Raw genomic sequence first — 14,844 nt, forward strand, 5'->3', positions numbered from 1 at the left:
ACCGCTCTTCCCCCTTGCCAAGTTATCAGTGGACTAACAAGCTGCATCTGTTTTTTTGGGTATAGCCCGCTAATGCAAATAAAAAAAGCCGCTCTTAATAGCGGCTGTTACATTCCAAACAATTAACATAAGTAAAGTAACTAACGTTTAATAATTTTTGCGCCGATTTCATACAGCTTGCCGCGCTCCACTTCATTGCAGCGGCGCACTTCCACCACGGTCTCGAACGGCTTGCTGTACACCGCGCCGACCGGCGGCACGATGATGGTGACTTCCAGAATTTCGCCGAATTGTGGCACAAACGCGGAGCGTATGGCGAGGCCATCCACCGACAGATCCACGCATTCACCATAGTGGGTTTCGCCGGTATGGCGCGATTTCATCTTGGCACGACAGCCCATGCGCAGGCGTTTGCCGCCACGACGCTCGTGATGCGCGTCAAAGGGCTTCACAGCGCAACTCCCCGCGTTGCCATGCGGCCAACCAGTACAGGCCGACCAGGCTCTTGCTGTCGCAGATACGGCCATCCAGTGTCATTGTCATTACCTCGGCCAGTGGCACAGTCAGCACTTCCAGAAACTCGCCCTCGTCCAGCTGCCGCTCGCCGGCGGTCAGCGCAGTCGCCAGATAATAGTGAATCACCTCATCAGAATAGCCGATGCACGGATACGCCTTGCCCAGATAAAACCAGTTGGCCGCCCGGTAGCCGGTTTCCTCCAGCAATTCGCGCTTGGCGGTCGCCAGCGGCGCCTCCTGCGGATCGATCTTGCCGGCAGGGATCTCCAGAAAAGTGCGTGCCAGCGGATAGCGGAACTGGCGCTCCAGCAGCAGCTTGCCGTCGTCGGATAGCGCCAGCACCGCCACCGCACCGGGGTGACGGATGTACTCGCGCCACGCCGGGCTGCCGTCCGGCAAGGCCACGCTATCGCGCTGCACCTTGATGAAGCCGCCGCTGAACACCTGCTCGCCGGCCAGTTTCTTTTCAGTCAGATCCACGAACTTCCTTTCGCTTGCGCCACTGTCGCAACACGGCGCATTGCCATAACAGCATCACGATAACATATCCGGTGAGGCCAAAGGTCAGCCCCAGGGCCGGTACGCCCACCACCAGCGGCCACCCCATGTGCAGGGTCCACCCCAGTACCGCATGCTGCCATTGCCACAGGTGTTCGCCATCGAATACCGGAAACGGCGGCATGACCAGTTCGCCGTTGATGCCCAGCAACTGCTTGCCCAGCTCGAAGGCCAGGTAGTACAGCGGCAGATAGGTCAGCGGGTTGGTATAGAGCGTACAGGCCAGCGCCACAGGCAGGTTGATGCGAAAAAGCAACGCCAGCAACGCCGCCGTCAGCATCTGTGTCGGCCCCGGCATCAGCCCGGAAAACAGGCCGACCGCCACCGCCAGCGCCACCTTGCGCCGCTGCAGGCTCCACAGCGCGGCATGGCCCAGATACGGGGCCAGCGGCCGCAGCAGGGCCGAATTGTCCAGCCACACTCCCGGGTGCGGCATACGCCGCAATAACCAGCGTTTGATACTCATCGGCTACCCGCGCCTTTCCGTGACCGGCAGCGCCGCACCGGTCAACAAAAATAAAACAAGCGTTTGACTTAAACGAGCGTCGCTGTGCACACTACGCCCCAGCACACGGTTTTGTGCCGCCACCCCAATACGACACGAGAGACGACCCGTTGCATCCGGGCCGTGCATTAATACGGAGACCATCATGCCCGCTTATCAAGCACCGCTGCGCGATTTCGACTTTGTCCTGAACGAGCTGATCAAAGTTCAGGATACCCTGCCCTCGCTGCCGGGTTATGAAGAAGCCACGCAAGACATTTTCTCGTCTTATCTGGAGGCGGCGGCACAATTCTGCGAGAACGAACTGGCGCCGCTGAATCGCCCGGCCGACGAAGAAGGCTGCACCTTCGACGCCGCCACCAAGTCGGTAACCACCCCGGTCGGCTTCAAGGAAGCGTACAAGCAGTTCTGCGAGCTGGGCTTCACCGCGCTGGACTGCGATCCGGCCTACGGCGGCCAGGGCATGCCCAAGACGCTGTCGTTCCCGATCATCGAGATGCAGTGCTCGGCCAACGTCGCCTGGTCGATGTACCCCGGCCTGAGCCACGGCGCCTACTCCGCCATCCACGCCCACGGTAGCGACGAGCAGAAAGCCACCTACCTGCCGCATCTGGTTGATGGCAGCTGGACCGGCACCATGTGCCTGACCGAACCGCACTGCGGCACCGACCTCGGCCTGCTGAAAACCCGCGCAGAGCCAAACGGCGACGGCAGCTACAGCATCAGCGGCACCAAGATCTTCATCTCCGCCGGCGAGCACGACATGGCCGACAACATCATCCACCTGGTGCTGGCGCGGCTGCCGGATGCCCCGAAGGATGTGAAGGGCATCTCGCTGTTCATCGTGCCGAAATTCCACGCCGACGGCAGCCGCAACAGCGTGTACTGCGGCAGCCTGGAACACAAGATGGGCATCAAGGCCAACGCCACCGCGGTGATCAACCTCGACGGCGCTCGCGGCTACCTGATCGGCGAAGCCAACAAGGGTCTGGCCTGCATGTTCACTATGATGAACGCCGCCCGCCTCGGCTGCGGCATGCAGGGCCTCGGTCTGGGCGAAGCCGCGTTCCAGGGCGCACTGACCTATGCCAAAGACCGGCTGCAGATGCGCGCGATGGCCGGCGCCAAGTTCCCGGACAAGGCCGCCGACCCGATCATCGTACACCCCGACGTGCGCCGCATGCTGCTGACGCAGAAGGCCTACACCGAAGCCGGCCGTGCACTGGCCGCGCTGCTGGCGCTGCAGCTGGACATCGAAGAGAAGCACCCGGATGCCGACGCGCGTCAGGACGCAGCCGACCTGGTGGCGCTGCTGACCCCGGTGGCCAAGGCGTTCATGACCGACAACGGCTACACTGCGGCCAACCTTGGCATGCAGGTATTCGGCGGCCACGGCTTCATCCGCGAATGGGGCATGGAGCAGCTGGTGCGCGACTGCCGCATCTCGCAGATCTACGAAGGCACCAACGGCATCCAGGCCATCGACCTGCTCGGCCGCAAGGTGCTGCTGGATCAGGGCCAGAAGCTGCGCAAGTTCACCAAGCAGATCCACAAGTTCTGCCAGGCCAACGAGAGCAACGCGCAGCTGGCCGAGTTCGTGGCCCCGCTGGCCAAGCTGCTGAAGGACATCGGCGACATCACCATGGGCATCGGCATGGCATCGATGAAGGATCGTGACGAAGCCGGCGCCGCCGCCAGCGACTACCTGCGCCTGCTCGGTCACCTGACCTACGGCTGGTTGTGGGCGCGGATGGCGGAAGTGGCCTACGCCAAGCTGGAAACCGGCAGCGACAACTTCTACAAGGCCAAGATCGTCACCGCCCGCTTCTACTTCGCCAAGCTGCTGCCGGAAGTGGAAGCGCTGAAAGCCACCATCAAGGGCGGCGCCAAGCCGCTGATGACGCTGGCGGACGAGCATTTCGCCTTCTGATCGCACACTGGCCATAACAACAAAAGGCAGCCTGCGGGCTGCCTTTTTTGCGTCCGGCTCACGGCAAAGCACGGCAGTCAGGTAAAAAAGCGCTATAACGTCAAGGAGATAGTCACGCCGGGGTCGGGCGTGACCGCCAGTCATGCCGTGCCAGCCTGCAGGAGTTTGCCATGTCCTTGTTTGCCACCCCGGGGATGTCGTCACTGACCCCCGCCGCCCAGAACAGCCAGGCCAGCAACGCGCCCGGCCGCCTCAACAAGCCGTCGGCGCTGGAGCGCAGCGCGCGCGACGAGATGAACGCCCAAGTGATCGACAGCCTCAACGTCTCGATCGGTGCCGGCAACAAGTCGCAGCAACTGCTTTATCGCAGTGCCATCGACAAGATCAACGAGCTGCTGGCACCGGACTTCGGCGCCGATGCGCTGCAGGCCGCCACCGCCAAGCAGAACAACAGCGCGGAAGCCACCGCCGAGCGCATCCTGTCGCTGTCGCTCGGCTTTTACGACGCCTACGCACAGCAGCATCCGGAAATGAGCGACACGGAGCGAGCCACCAGTTTCGTCGCGCTGGTGCGCGGCGGCTTCGAACAGGGTTTCAACGAGGCCAAGGACATTCTGGACGGGCTGAAGGTGCTGGGCGGTGACATCGCCAGCGGCATCCAGCAGACCTACGAACTGGTGCAGAAGGGCTACGACGACTTCCTCGCCAGCAAACTGCCGGCCGCAACCAGCCCCGACAGCAGTGCCTGAGGGCTGGCCGGTTACTCGTGCTGATCATGAAAAAAGCGTTGCGGCCAACCTTGTCAGGTTGGCCGCAACGCTTTAGCACACCAGAAAACTATCGTTATCACACCCCGTGGCGGCGGAACCACTGCAACATGCGGCGCCAGCCGTCCTCGGCCGACGGCGCGTGGTAGCTGGGGCGATAGTCGGCATTGAAGGCGTGGCCGGCATCGGGGTAGACCACGAACTCGCTACCGCTGCTGCCCTGTTGCAGGGCGGTCTTCATCGTCGCCACGCTGTCCAGCGGGATGCCACCATCCTTACCACCATACAGCCCCAATACCGGCACCTTCAGCAGCGGTGCCACCGCCAGCGGATGGCGCGGCGTCAGCGCCGTCTCCTGCCCCAGCAGCCGGCCATACCAGGCGGCACCGGCCTTGATCCGCGGGTTGTGCGCGGCGTAGAGCCAGGTGATGCGCCCACCCCAGCAGAAGCCGGTGATCGCCGCACGCGCGCTGTTACCGCCCAGCACCCGCGCGTATTCCAAGGTCGCATCCAGATCGGCCAGCACCTGCGCGTCCGGCACCTTGCTGACCACATTGGCGATCAGCGCGGCGGTGTCGGGATAGCCGCGGGCATCGCCCTGGCGCAGGAACAGTTCCGGCGCGAGCGCGAGATAGCCCTGCTTGGCCAGCCGGCGGCAGACATCCTGGATGTGTTCGTGCACCCCGAAGATTTCCTGCACCACCAGCACCACCGGCCACTGGCTGCCCTGCGCCGGGCGCGCGGCGTACAGCAGCAGATCGGGGCCGGCCTTGTGCCAGCCAGCGACCAGGCCGTCGCTGTCGGTGTGGATGGTGGCGGCGGTCACTGGCTGTACCGCGAGGGCAAAGCCGCCGGCTAGCACGGCGGAAATCAGCAGGCGGCGCTGCGGATCGACCTCATCCGGCAGCGGCAAGAGATCGGCTTGTTCCTGAGACATGGGCTGCTCCTTGGGTTCGGTGGCGGCAATGCCAGCGCATCGCCGTCTGCTACAGAGCCAAGCATAGCGAGTAAAGTTCAGTGTCGCTGCCGGAAGTGCGGCCGCGTCAGGCGCCGCCTTTTTGCTGGCGGTAGGCGACCACGGTCTGCACCAGATCGGCGATCGAGCGCACCCCCATCTTGTCCATCATCTTGCCGCGATGCGCCTCGACGGTCTTGATGCTGATGCCGAGGTCGTCGGCGATCACCTTGTTCATCTTGCCCTCGATCACCCGCTCCAGCACCTCGCGCTCGCGCGTGGTCAGCGTCTGCAGCCGCGCCTCGCACTGCTGCGCCAGCGTAGTGGTCTGCTGCAGGCTGGCGGCCGCTTCCAGCGCGCTGTTCACCGCCAGCAGCAGCGCCTCCTGGTTGAACGGTTTTTCCAGGAAGTCATAGGCACCGCGCTTCACCGCCTGCACCGCCATCGGCACGTCACCATGGCCGGTAATGAAGATCACCGGCCAGCGATTGCCGCGCGCCTGCAGCTCTTCGTACAGCTCCAGCCCGCTCATGCCCGGCATGCGGATGTCGAGGATCAGGCAGCCGACACTCAGCGCCGGGCGGAAGCCGGCGAGAAAGGCCTCGGCATGGTCGTGGCAAATCACGCGGTAGTCGTGGCTTTCCAGCAGCCAGACCAGCGAGTCGCGAAACGCTTCGTCGTCGTCAACGATATGGATGGTGATGGATTTGCTCGCAGTCATGGCTCGTATACCGGCAAAGTGAATCGGAAAATGGTACCACCCAGCGGATGGTCTTCCACCGAGAGTTGACCCTGATGGAATTCGACAATCGAGCGGCAGATGTTCAGCCCCATGCCCATGCCCTCGCTCTTGGTGGTGAAGAAGGCGTCGAACAGCTGTGACTTGATGTCGTCCGGCACGCCGTGGCCGCAATCGACAATCGCCACCTCCACCCGCTTGCTGCTGCTGCGCTGCACGCTGATCTGCAGCTCGCGCTGCGCCGGCGGCAGCTGCTGCATCGCCTCCATGCCGTTCTTGATCAGATTGAGCAGCACCTGCTCGATCAGGATCGGGTCGACGTTGACGGCGGGAAGGTTGGCCGCAAGGTGCACGTTGATCACCGAGCCTAGGCGGCGCGCCTCAATCTCGGCGATCGCCAGCGCGGCGTCGATGATGTCGGACGGCTGGCACGACTTGCACACCGGCTCGCTCTGCTTCACGAATTCGCGCACCCGGCGCACGATCTTGCCGGCACGTTCCGCCTGCGCGGTGATCTTTTCCATCACCGGGATCAGCGACTCCGCCGTGGCGCGGCCCTGGCGCAGGCGCTCGACGCAGCCGGCCTGGTAGTTGGCGATGGCCGACAGCGGCTGGTTCAGCTCGTGCGCCAGCGTCGACGCCATCTCGCCCATGGTGATCAGGCGCGAGGTGGCCTGCAGCTTGGCCATCTGTTCCTGGTAGCGCTGCTCGGCGTCGTGCTGCTCGGTGATGTCGGTGAGGATCAGCATCTGCGCCATGTCGCTGTCGACCCAGCGCACCGGGCGCGAGCGCAGCAGGAACCAGCGCTGCAGGTCATCCAGCCAGATCTCCTGATCGGCGCTGGCCTGCTGCAGCAGGCGGTACAACCGCAGGTCGCAGCACTCCGAGCTGTCCACCGTCTCCGGTGCGGCCAACCATTCGCGGTAGCGGTGGTTGCAGAACAGCAGCTGCTGGCTTTCGCCGCGCACCACCGCCACCGCCGCGTCCAGGCCCTCGATCACCGCGATGAAGCGTTCGTTGGCCGCCTCCAGCATCTGCTGCGCGTGGCGCTTCTCGGTCATGTCGGTCAGCGCCGCCATCCAGCCGGTCTGGTGGCCGTCGGCGTCGATCAGCGGTGAAATCAGCATCTGTGCGTAGAAGCGTTCGCCGTTCTTGCGCTGCATCACCGACTCGAACAGCTGCTGCGACTGCTCGCCGGACAGCGTCTGGCGCAGGGCGTCGTAGTTGTGGTGGGCGATATCCGGCGACCAGTACGGATACGGCGGCAGCAGCCCGATCAACTCCGCCTCGTCAAAGCCGGTGATGCGGCAGAACGCCGGATTGACGTAGGTGATGCGGCCGTCCAGCGCGATGGCGCGGATGCCGACCACCAGCGAATCCTCCATCGCCTTGCGGAACATGTACTCGTGGCGCAGCGCCTGCTCCGCCTGTTTTTCCGCGGTGATGTCACGGCCGGACAGGTACACCACGCCGGCATCCGGCAGCGGGCTCATCGCCCAGGCGATGGCGCGCACCTCCTGCGCGCGGTTGATCACCCGCGTCTCGACGTAGCGATCGACGCTGCCGGCCTCGATCACCTGCCGCAACAGCTGCTGCGTCGATTCGCGCTCGTCCGGGTGCAGGTAATTGAGGATCGAGGTGCCCAGCAGCTGTTCCGCCGGGTAGCCGAGGCCGCCGACAAAGGCCGGGTTGACGTGCAACAGGTAGCCGTCCTCGCGCATCACGCCCAGCCATTCGCGCGACAGGCCGTAGACACGGTCGCGCTCACGCTCGGCGTCGACGCGGCGGCGGATGTGGCGCGACAGGCTCATCAGGCTGAGCAGGGTCAGCAGCGACAGGCCGACGATCAGCCCGAGCTGGATCACGCGGCTCTTGTTGTGGTCGCCGCGCACCGGTCGCGCCACCAGCCGCAGCGGCGTGCCACCCAGCACGATGGTCTGCGACAGGCGCGACGACGGCGCGCCGTGGCTGTTGCGCACCAGCGATTGCTCGCCGTTGTTCAGCTCCAGATAGTATTTCTCGGCAAACCAGCTCGGCGGCACGCGGCGGATGAAGACATTGGCCTTGTAGATGCCGATCACCATGCCGCGGAACTGGGTGTCGCGGAACACCGGCACCATCAGGTCAAAACGCCACTCGCCGGATTCCAGCTGGTAGGGCTGGCTCATCACCGAGCGGCCGTCGGTACGCGCCTGCAGGTAGGCCGAGGCGGACACGCCGCTGAGGCCGGAGCCGACGGTGAGCCGGCTTTCCTCGTATGGCGCGATCCAGCGCAGGGTAAAGCTGTTGTCGGCCCACACTACCGCCGCCATCTCCGGGGTGTTGGCGAGAAACTCCGAGGCCTGCACCAGGAACTGGTCCTCGTCGATCGCCTCGCGGCCGATGTCGCGCGCCAGCCGCGACAGTTCGTCCTTGTGCTCGTCCAGGCGCAGGCGCAGCGTCTGCTCCGCCCACAGCGTGTCCTTGGCCAGATCGAGGCGCAGCTGCTCGGTCTCGCGCGCGTCCAGCGTCCACAGCATCACCGCCATGGTCAGGAAGAACAGCACGATGGTGCTGTTGGGCATCAGCCGGTAAAAACGGCTGCGCTTGAGGGACTGGTAAAAGCGTTGGGTTCGCATGGCGGCTACGGGCAAAGGTTGGCCGCAAGCGGGGCCAAAGTGTGATAATAGCGGGGAATGTGACCGTCAAGCCATCAGGAACCACCCGTGTATCGCACCCTTCGCCTGCTGTTGCTGTGCCTGCCGCTTGCCGCCACCGCGGCCGAAGCGCTCCGTATCGGCGTCTCCGGCCCGTTCACCGGCGGCTCGGCGCCGATGGGCATCAGCATGCGCAACGGCATCCGCCTGGCGGCGGCGGAGATCAACCGCAGCGGCGGCATCCGCGGCCGGCCGCTGCTGCTGATCGAGCGCGACGACATGGGGCGCTCCGACATCGGCATCCGCATCGCCCGCGAGCTGACGCTGCACCAGCGCGTGATCGCCAGCGTCGGCTTCGTCAACAGCGGCGTGGCGCTGGCCTCGCAGGGCCACTACCAGCAGGCCGGCATCCCGGCCATCACCGCGGTCGCCACCGCACCCAAGGTCACCGAACAGTTCGCACCACCGAAATACCCGCTCAACTACGTGTTCCGCGTCGCCGCCTCCGACGCGCAGCAGGCGCCGCTGATCGTGCGCGAGGCGAAACGCAGCGGCCTGAGCCGGCTGGCGATTTTCCACGACAAGACCAATTACGGCCGCATCGGCGAGGAAGAACTGATCAAGGCGCTGCGCCAGCAAGGGCTGAGCCCGGTCTATATCGGCCAGTTCCGCCTTGGCGAGCGCGACATGATTGCGCAACTGAGCCGGGCGCGCGATCTCGGGGCGCAGGCGATCCTGACCTACGCCATCGGCCCGGAACTGGCGCAGATCGCCAACTCGCTGGCGCAGATGGACTGGCGGCCACAGCTGATCGGCAGCTGGACGCTGTCGATGTCCAACTTCATCGACGACGCCGGCCCCAATGCCGAAGGCGCGCGCATGGTGCAGACCTTCATCAGCGACAGCACCGACCCGCTGCGGCAGGACTTTGTCGCCCGCTACCTGCAAACCTTCGGCGGCCGGCGCATTCCATCGGCGGTGTCGGCGGCGCAGGGCTACGACAGCCTGCTGCTGCTGGCGGCGGCACTGCGCCACAGCACCAGCACCGACGGCAAGGCCATCGTCCGCGCCCTGGAAAACCTGCCCGCGCCGGTCAAGGGCGTGATCACCACCTACCGCCAGCCGTTCTCCGCCAGCGACCACGACGCCATCGACCTGGCGGTACCGGTGATCGGCAAACTGCAGCACGGCGAAGTCGTCCACGCCTACAGCAACGAGCGCACGCAAAAACGCCGCCCCTAGCTCAGGCCAGGAACGGCGTTTTGTATACAAAAATGACGGTTAGCGACGCTCGGCGGAGTTCATGTACGACTCCAGCGCATGGCCGGCAGACTGGATGTGGAAGCGGATGAATTCCGCTGCCTCGTCCGCCTTGCCCTCGCGACACAGCTGCAACAGCTTGCTGTGCTCCTGGTGCGCCAGTTCCATGGTACGGGTGAACAGGATCTGCATCCGCGTGTAGCGGTCAGTCTTGTTGTGCAGCTGTTCGATCAGCGCCAGCGTGTTCGGGCGCTTGGCGGCACGATACAGCGCCAGGTGGAAGCGCGAATTCAGCTCGCCCCAGTGGCGGATGTCGTTGCTGACCAGCGCCTGCTCGAACTCCTTCAGCGTGGCCTCGGCAGCGGCGTGGTCCGCCTCGTCCTGACAGGGAATGGCCGCCCGCAGCAGCTCGCTCTCCAGCGTGGCGCGGATGTCCAGCAACTCCAGCACGTCATCCAGCGACAGCTTGGACACCAGCGCGCCCTTGTGGTCGATGATCTGGATCAGCCCCTCGGCCTCCAGCTGGCGCAAGGCTTCGCGCACCGGCACGCGGCTGACGCCGTATTCGTTGGAAAGGGCCTCCTGGCGCAGCTGCTGTCCATCGGCAAATTCGCCGGACAGGATGCGCTGGCGCAAGGATTCTGTAACCGCACTGGTCAGGGTCTGGCGTTTGATCGGCTGCAAGGTGGTCATGGTCACGCTCTGGCTATCGGATACATGCAAATGTATTCGATTATACGGTGAATTTCACCGGCCACAAGCGGAAAACAGGGAAGAAATGGAAAAACCCGGCACAAAGCCGGGTTTTTAACTGGGGTGGATGATGGGGCTCGAACCCACGACAACAGGAATCACAATCCTGGACTCTACCAACTGAGCTACATCCACCGCTGAGCGGTGCGCTTTGCCGCATTGCTGCAACAAGGCAAAAGGGGTGGGGTGGATGATGGGGCTCGAACCCACGACAACAGGAATCACAATCCTGGACTCTACCAACTGAGCTACATCCACCACAGATAAAACATGCTTGGCGCACCCGACAGGGTTCGAACCTGTAACCCCCAACTTAGAAGGTTGGTGCTCTATCCAATTGAGCTACGGGCACGTTATGCCGGGTTGTCTGTGGTCGGGGCGGTGGGATTCGAACTCACGACCCTCTGCTCCCAAAGCAGATGCGCTACCAGGCTGCGCTACGCCCCGACGACAGGAGGCGAACTATACGTGGCGAAAATCCGCCTGTCAACACCCGCGGTGCAATAAAATCGAAATGGATGATCCGCGCCCGCCAACGCCAGCGCGCGGCTGCCGCGACCCCAGATGCCGCACCGCACAAAAAAAGCACCGCCAATGCGCTAAAAGATTGAGCACCACCCCGGAAAAATGAGAAAATCCGGCTTTCGTTTACATCAAACCTTAATGGTGGATAGCAGCATGGCGGCACAACTTATCGACGGCAAAGCCGTCGCCGAAACCCTGATCAACCGTGTGCGCGAAGGCGTGGACGCCCGCGTGGCCGCAGGCAAGCGCGCTCCGGCGCTGGCCGTGATTCTGGTGGGCGACGATCCGGCCTCCGGCATCTACGTCAAGAACAAGAAACGTTCCTGCGAAAAGGCCGGCGTGCGCTCGGTAGCCTACGACCTGCCCGGCAGCACCTCGCAGGAGGAACTGCTGTCCATCATCGACACCCTCAATGCCGACGACGGTGTGGACGGCATCCTGGTGCAGCTGCCACTACCCAAGCAGATCGACCCGCAGCTGGTGATCGAGCGCATCAACCCGAAGAAGGACGTCGACGGTTTCCACCCGTACAACGTCGGCCGCCTGGCCACCAAGATGCCGTTGCTGCGCCCGTGCACCCCGCGCGGCGTAATGACACTGCTGGAAGAGTACGGCATCGACCCGAAGGGCAAGAACGTGGTGATCGTCGGCGCCTCCAACATCGTTGGCCGGCCGCAGGCACTGGAAATGCTGCTGGCGCGCGCCACGGTGACGGTATGCCATAGCGCCACCGCCGATCTCGCCGCCGAGGTTGGCCGCGCCGATATCGTGGTCGCCGGTGTCGGCATCCCGAAATTCGTGAAGGGTGAATGGCTGAAGCCGGGCGCGGTGGTGATCGACGTCGGCATCAACCGCCTGGACGACGGCAGCATCTGCGGCGACGTCGACTTCGCCGTGGCGCGCGAAGTGGCCAGCTTCATCACCCCGGTACCGGGCGGTGTCGGCCCGATGACCGTGGCCACGCTATTGCAAAACACGCTGGATGCGGCCAACCTCAACGCCTGATCGCAGACCGCATCCGCTTCGACGCCACAGTCTGCCTGCCGACTGTGGCGTTTGTTTTCCGAAAACCAATAACAAAGAGCGCACCATGAGCAACAAGCACTCGGCCACCCTGCTGGTCAGCTGCCCCGACAGCCAGGGGCTGGTGGCGGCCATCGCCAATTTCCTGCTGACCTACAACGCCAACATCCTGCACGCCGACCAGCATCAGGACCCGGTGGAGAACCTGTTCCTGATGCGGATCCAGTGGGATCTGCACGGCTTCAGCCTGCCGATGGAAAGCTTCGCCGCCGCCTTTGCCCCGATCGCGGAAAAGCACAACATGAGCTGGGAAGTGTCGCTATCGTCGCGTAAACCGCGGATGGCGATCTTCGTGTCGAAATACGAGCACTGCCTGGTCGACCTGCTGCACCGCTGGCGCATCGGCGAGCTGGACTGCGACATTCCGCTGATCGTGTCCAACCACGAGGACTGCCGCGGCCTGGCCGAGTATCACGGCATTCCCTACCACGTGATCAACGTCACCCGCGACAACAAGGAACAGGCCGAGGCGCAGCAGTGGCAACTGCTGGAAGACGCCGGCGTCGACCTGATCGTACTGGCGCGCTACATGCAGGTGCTGTCGCACAAGTTCGTCGAGCGCTACCCGCACCGCGTCATCAACATCCACCACAGCTTCCTGCCGGCGTTTGACGGGGCCAAGCCCTACCACCGCGCCTTTGCCCGCGGCGTGAAGCTGATCGGCGCCACCAGCCACTACGTGACCGAAATCCTCGACGACGGCCCGATCATCGAGCAGGAAGTGATGCGCATCTCGCACCGCGACGATGTCGACGACCTGATCCAGAAAGGTCGCGACCTGGAGCGGGTGGTCCTGTCGCGCGCGGTACGCTGGCACCTGGAGAACCGCATCCTGGCCTACAACAACAAGACCGTCATTTTTGACTGAACCATGAACCTGCCCCTCATCAACGACGCGCTGGCCATGCTGCGCCTGCAGTTCCAGCCGCTGGCGCACTACCAGTACCCGACCCGACACCTGGCCATGGCCTTGCTGCTGCTGGGGGTGGTCGCCGCCGCCAGCGCACCGGCCGGCATGGGCGAACCGCTGAACGTGATCCTGTTCTTCACCGTCTACGTCACGCTAGAGACCCTGCTCTACGGCCGCTTCATGCAGTGGTGGCTGCGCCGCGCCAGTGTCGCCGACATACCGTCGCTGACCGGTACCATCGTCGCCGCCAGCGCCATCCAGCTGCTGGACCCGCTCAGCAGCTGGCTGCCGGACGACGTCGCCAGCGTGGCCAGCATGACCATCGGCATGATCGGGCTGTGGCTACTGGTGTCGGCACTGGCGTTCGGCAGCGGCCTCACCAAGCTGCGCATCCTGCTGGGCACCCTGCTGTTCGCGCCGGTGGCGCTGTTCTTGTCTTTCGTACTGATGAACGGAGCCACCGGCCTCGGCCTGGTGACGATGCCGGAAGAGCTGCAACGCGCGCTGCAGCAGGCGGAACAACAGGCCGACGCCAAGCCGGCCGCCGACAGTGTGCCAGCGCAGTAAGCGCCACCAACAAAACCCCGACCCTGCGTTGCGCCTCCTTGCCGTACTACTGGTACTGTCTGCGTCGGCGCGCCTGGGCTCAGGTGCGCTGCGAGGTCTTGTTAGCGACGCTAGACGCTAAACCTGGCTCACGGCTCTTCCTCGGCCGGAGCCAGCAGCGCGGCCGCCAATGCCGCGCGCACCGCATCTGCCTGGAACGGTGCGGCAAAGCGGCAGTGAAATTCACCGTGCCGGTACAGCGCGAAGGCCGGCAGCTGGAACAGCTCGAAACGGTTGGCCAGTGCCTGCGCGCAGGCGACATCGACATAGAACAGCCGCACCGCGCCATCACCCAGCCATTGCGGCAACTGCCGGTACCAGCCGCGACAGGCGCCGCACGCTGGCTGGCCGAACATCACCAGCGCCGTGTCGCCGCTGGCCACCAGCGCGTGATCGAAGCCGAATTCGTCCAGCGCCTGCCAGCCCGTCATCACTCCACCTTGGCGATATAGCGGGCCAGCTTGAGCATGGCGCGCACCGCCTCGCTCTTGGCGCCCTCCTCGCCGCGCAGCTTGGCGTAGCGGCGCAGGATGGCGCGCGACTCGATGTGGATGTCCATGTCGGCATCCGGCGATGTCACCAGCGTCAGGCGGCTGCCGCCCTCCTGCAGCCGCGGCAGGCCCTGCGCGATCACCAAGTACACCTTGTGCGCATTGTGCTGGGTGATGTGATCGAACAGGTAGAGCATGGAATTGATGCGCAAGCCGGTCTGATCGCGGATCTGGCGGATCAGCGCCTGCGAGCGCAGTTCGCCGCGTTGCGACACGCCGCCGGGCAGGCAAAAACGGCTGTTGGCCGAGGCCGTCATCAGCACGCCATCGGGCAACTCGATGATGGCGGTGGCGCGGCGCGGCAAGGTGGGGCACAAGCGGGTGTCACGCGGGTTCCGTTCCGAAACAATCTGCATATTTTTAAAATTCAATTCTCGAAAAATTCAACAAAACAATTAAAAATCAATACTTTCGCCGGCGTGGCGAGCAATCGGCAATTTTAAACAGCCACTTGGAATATCTGCAAACGCCGTATGCATGAAATGACAAAATAAAAAAAGCCCGCGCCGGTCTGCCACACGGCAAACGACACGCCACGCCGGCCACCAAC

General features: G+C 64.0%; 15 protein-coding genes and 4 tRNA genes. 6 read left to right on the top strand and 13 right to left on the bottom strand.

What is annotated here, in order from left to right; genetic code table 11:
* Positions 1-140: 140 nt before the first annotated feature.
* From PQU89_RS12695 to PQU89_RS12705, 3 genes are read right to left on the bottom strand one after another with little or no spacing between them, the layout of a single operon-like run.
* Complete coding sequence (locus PQU89_RS12695) at positions 141-452, bottom strand: PilZ domain-containing protein (protein ID WP_238377308.1); 312 nt, start codon at positions 450-452, stop codon at positions 141-143.
* Positions 439-996, bottom strand: coding sequence for an NUDIX domain-containing protein (locus tag PQU89_RS12700; protein WP_272766161.1), 558 nt, complete (start codon positions 994-996; stop codon positions 439-441). The genes PQU89_RS12695 and PQU89_RS12700 overlap by 14 nt, the downstream gene beginning before the upstream one ends.
* Entirely contained in the window at positions 983-1,540 is a 558-nt protein-coding gene (locus PQU89_RS12705) for a DUF2062 domain-containing protein (protein WP_272766162.1), read from the bottom strand. Before PQU89_RS12705 ends, PQU89_RS12700 begins: the two co-directional genes overlap by 14 nt.
* Positions 1,541-1,724: 184 nt before the next feature.
* On the opposite strand from PQU89_RS12705, the gene PQU89_RS12710 reads away from it, so the two are divergent.
* On the top strand, positions 1,725-3,509 hold the full coding sequence (locus PQU89_RS12710) for an acyl-CoA dehydrogenase C-terminal domain-containing protein (RefSeq protein ID WP_272766163.1): 1,785 nt from the start codon (positions 1,725-1,727) through the stop codon (positions 3,507-3,509).
* Between the two features lie 170 nt (positions 3,510-3,679).
* Positions 3,680-4,258, top strand: coding sequence for a DUF5610 domain-containing protein (locus PQU89_RS12715; RefSeq protein ID WP_272766164.1), 579 nt, complete (start codon positions 3,680-3,682; stop codon positions 4,256-4,258).
* A 97-nt stretch (positions 4,259-4,355) separates the two neighbouring features.
* Here PQU89_RS12715 and PQU89_RS12720 read toward each other — a convergent pair whose 3' ends face one another.
* From PQU89_RS12720 to PQU89_RS12730, 3 genes are all read right to left on the bottom strand, one after another.
* Positions 4,356-5,213 (bottom strand): dienelactone hydrolase family protein, encoded by an 858-nt coding sequence (locus PQU89_RS12720; protein ID WP_272766165.1) that lies wholly within the window; start codon positions 5,211-5,213, stop codon positions 4,356-4,358.
* A 106-nt stretch (positions 5,214-5,319) separates the two neighbouring features.
* Positions 5,320-5,952 (bottom strand): response regulator transcription factor, encoded by a 633-nt coding sequence (locus tag PQU89_RS12725; RefSeq protein WP_272766166.1) that lies wholly within the window; start codon positions 5,950-5,952, stop codon positions 5,320-5,322.
* Positions 5,949-8,588 (bottom strand): PAS domain S-box protein, encoded by a 2,640-nt coding sequence (locus tag PQU89_RS12730; protein ID WP_272766167.1) that lies wholly within the window; start codon positions 8,586-8,588, stop codon positions 5,949-5,951. Before PQU89_RS12730 ends, PQU89_RS12725 begins: the two co-directional genes overlap by 4 nt.
* An 87-nt stretch (positions 8,589-8,675) precedes the next feature.
* Between PQU89_RS12730 and PQU89_RS12735 the strand changes: the two genes are divergently transcribed.
* Positions 8,676-9,848, top strand: a complete 1,173-nt coding sequence (locus PQU89_RS12735; RefSeq protein WP_272766168.1) for an ABC transporter substrate-binding protein — start codon at positions 8,676-8,678, stop codon at positions 9,846-9,848.
* Positions 9,849-9,887: 39 nt separating this feature from the next.
* Here PQU89_RS12735 and PQU89_RS12740 read toward each other — a convergent pair whose 3' ends face one another.
* From PQU89_RS12740 to PQU89_RS12760, 5 genes are all read right to left on the bottom strand, one after another.
* Positions 9,888-10,559 carry a GntR family transcriptional regulator gene (locus PQU89_RS12740; RefSeq protein ID WP_272766169.1) on the bottom strand — a complete coding sequence of 224 codons (672 nt, stop codon included), beginning with the start codon at positions 10,557-10,559 and terminating at the stop codon, positions 9,888-9,890.
* A gap of 119 nt (positions 10,560-10,678) precedes the next feature.
* Positions 10,679-10,754: transfer RNA gene (locus PQU89_RS12745), tRNA-His, on the bottom strand.
* Positions 10,755-10,801: 47 nt separating this feature from the next.
* A tRNA-His gene (locus PQU89_RS12750) sits at positions 10,802-10,877 on the bottom strand.
* A gap of 17 nt (positions 10,878-10,894) precedes the next feature.
* Positions 10,895-10,971, bottom strand: a tRNA-Arg gene (locus tag PQU89_RS12755).
* Between the two features lie 18 nt (positions 10,972-10,989).
* Positions 10,990-11,066: transfer RNA gene (locus PQU89_RS12760), tRNA-Pro, on the bottom strand.
* A 231-nt stretch (positions 11,067-11,297) separates the two neighbouring features.
* Between PQU89_RS12760 and folD the strand changes: the two genes are divergently transcribed.
* From folD to PQU89_RS12775, 3 genes are all read left to right on the top strand, one after another.
* Positions 11,298-12,149, top strand: coding sequence for a bifunctional methylenetetrahydrofolate dehydrogenase/methenyltetrahydrofolate cyclohydrolase FolD (folD, locus tag PQU89_RS12765; RefSeq protein ID WP_272766170.1), 852 nt, complete (start codon positions 11,298-11,300; stop codon positions 12,147-12,149).
* An 85-nt stretch (positions 12,150-12,234) separates the two neighbouring features.
* Positions 12,235-13,095, top strand: coding sequence for a formyltetrahydrofolate deformylase (gene purU / locus PQU89_RS12770; RefSeq protein ID WP_272766171.1), 861 nt, complete (start codon positions 12,235-12,237; stop codon positions 13,093-13,095).
* 3 nt (positions 13,096-13,098) lie between these two features.
* On the top strand, positions 13,099-13,704 hold the full coding sequence (locus tag PQU89_RS12775; protein ID WP_272766172.1) for a hypothetical protein: 606 nt from the start codon (positions 13,099-13,101) through the stop codon (positions 13,702-13,704).
* 128 nt (positions 13,705-13,832) lie between these two features.
* Here the strand turns inward: PQU89_RS12775 and PQU89_RS12780 are convergent, their stop codons facing one another.
* Together PQU89_RS12780 and PQU89_RS12785 are read right to left on the bottom strand one after the other, a co-directional pair.
* Complete coding sequence (locus PQU89_RS12780; protein ID WP_272766173.1) at positions 13,833-14,174, bottom strand: thioredoxin family protein; 342 nt, start codon at positions 14,172-14,174, stop codon at positions 13,833-13,835.
* Positions 14,174-14,650 carry an NUDIX hydrolase gene (locus tag PQU89_RS12785; protein WP_047967183.1) on the bottom strand — a complete coding sequence of 159 codons (477 nt, stop codon included), beginning with the start codon at positions 14,648-14,650 and terminating at the stop codon, positions 14,174-14,176. Before PQU89_RS12785 ends, PQU89_RS12780 begins: the two co-directional genes overlap by 1 nt.
* Positions 14,651-14,844: the final 194 nt, after the last annotated feature.

Origin of the sequence: Vogesella indigofera (assembly GCF_028548395.1) — a bacterium.
Lineage (GTDB): Bacteria > Pseudomonadota > Gammaproteobacteria > Burkholderiales > Chromobacteriaceae > Vogesella > Vogesella indigofera_A.

Excerpts from the sequence above, each read along its gene's own strand:
- PQU89_RS12785 (WP_047967183.1), bottom strand. The coding sequence starts at position 14,650 with ATGCAGATTGTTTCGGAACGGAACCCGCGTGACACCCGCTTGTGCCCC.
- PQU89_RS12710 (WP_272766163.1), top strand. The coding sequence starts at position 1,725 with ATGCCCGCTTATCAAGCACCGCTGCGCGATTTCGACTTTGTCCTGAAC.
- PQU89_RS12715 (WP_272766164.1), top strand. The coding sequence starts at position 3,680 with ATGTCCTTGTTTGCCACCCCGGGGATGTCGTCACTGACCCCCGCCGCC.
- PQU89_RS12730 (WP_272766167.1), bottom strand. The coding sequence starts at position 8,588 with ATGCGAACCCAACGCTTTTACCAGTCCCTCAAGCGCAGCCGTTTTTAC.
- PQU89_RS12780 (WP_272766173.1), bottom strand. The coding sequence starts at position 14,174 with ATGACGGGCTGGCAGGCGCTGGACGAATTCGGCTTCGATCACGCGCTG.
- PQU89_RS12725 (WP_272766166.1), bottom strand. The coding sequence starts at position 5,952 with ATGACTGCGAGCAAATCCATCACCATCCATATCGTTGACGACGACGAA.
- purU (WP_272766171.1), top strand. The coding sequence starts at position 12,235 with ATGAGCAACAAGCACTCGGCCACCCTGCTGGTCAGCTGCCCCGACAGC.
- PQU89_RS12775 (WP_272766172.1), top strand. The coding sequence starts at position 13,099 with ATGAACCTGCCCCTCATCAACGACGCGCTGGCCATGCTGCGCCTGCAG.
- folD (WP_272766170.1), top strand. The coding sequence starts at position 11,298 with ATGGCGGCACAACTTATCGACGGCAAAGCCGTCGCCGAAACCCTGATC.
- PQU89_RS12705 (WP_272766162.1), bottom strand. The coding sequence starts at position 1,540 with ATGAGTATCAAACGCTGGTTATTGCGGCGTATGCCGCACCCGGGAGTG.
- PQU89_RS12720 (WP_272766165.1), bottom strand. The coding sequence starts at position 5,213 with ATGTCTCAGGAACAAGCCGATCTCTTGCCGCTGCCGGATGAGGTCGAT.
- PQU89_RS12740 (WP_272766169.1), bottom strand. The coding sequence starts at position 10,559 with ATGACCACCTTGCAGCCGATCAAACGCCAGACCCTGACCAGTGCGGTT.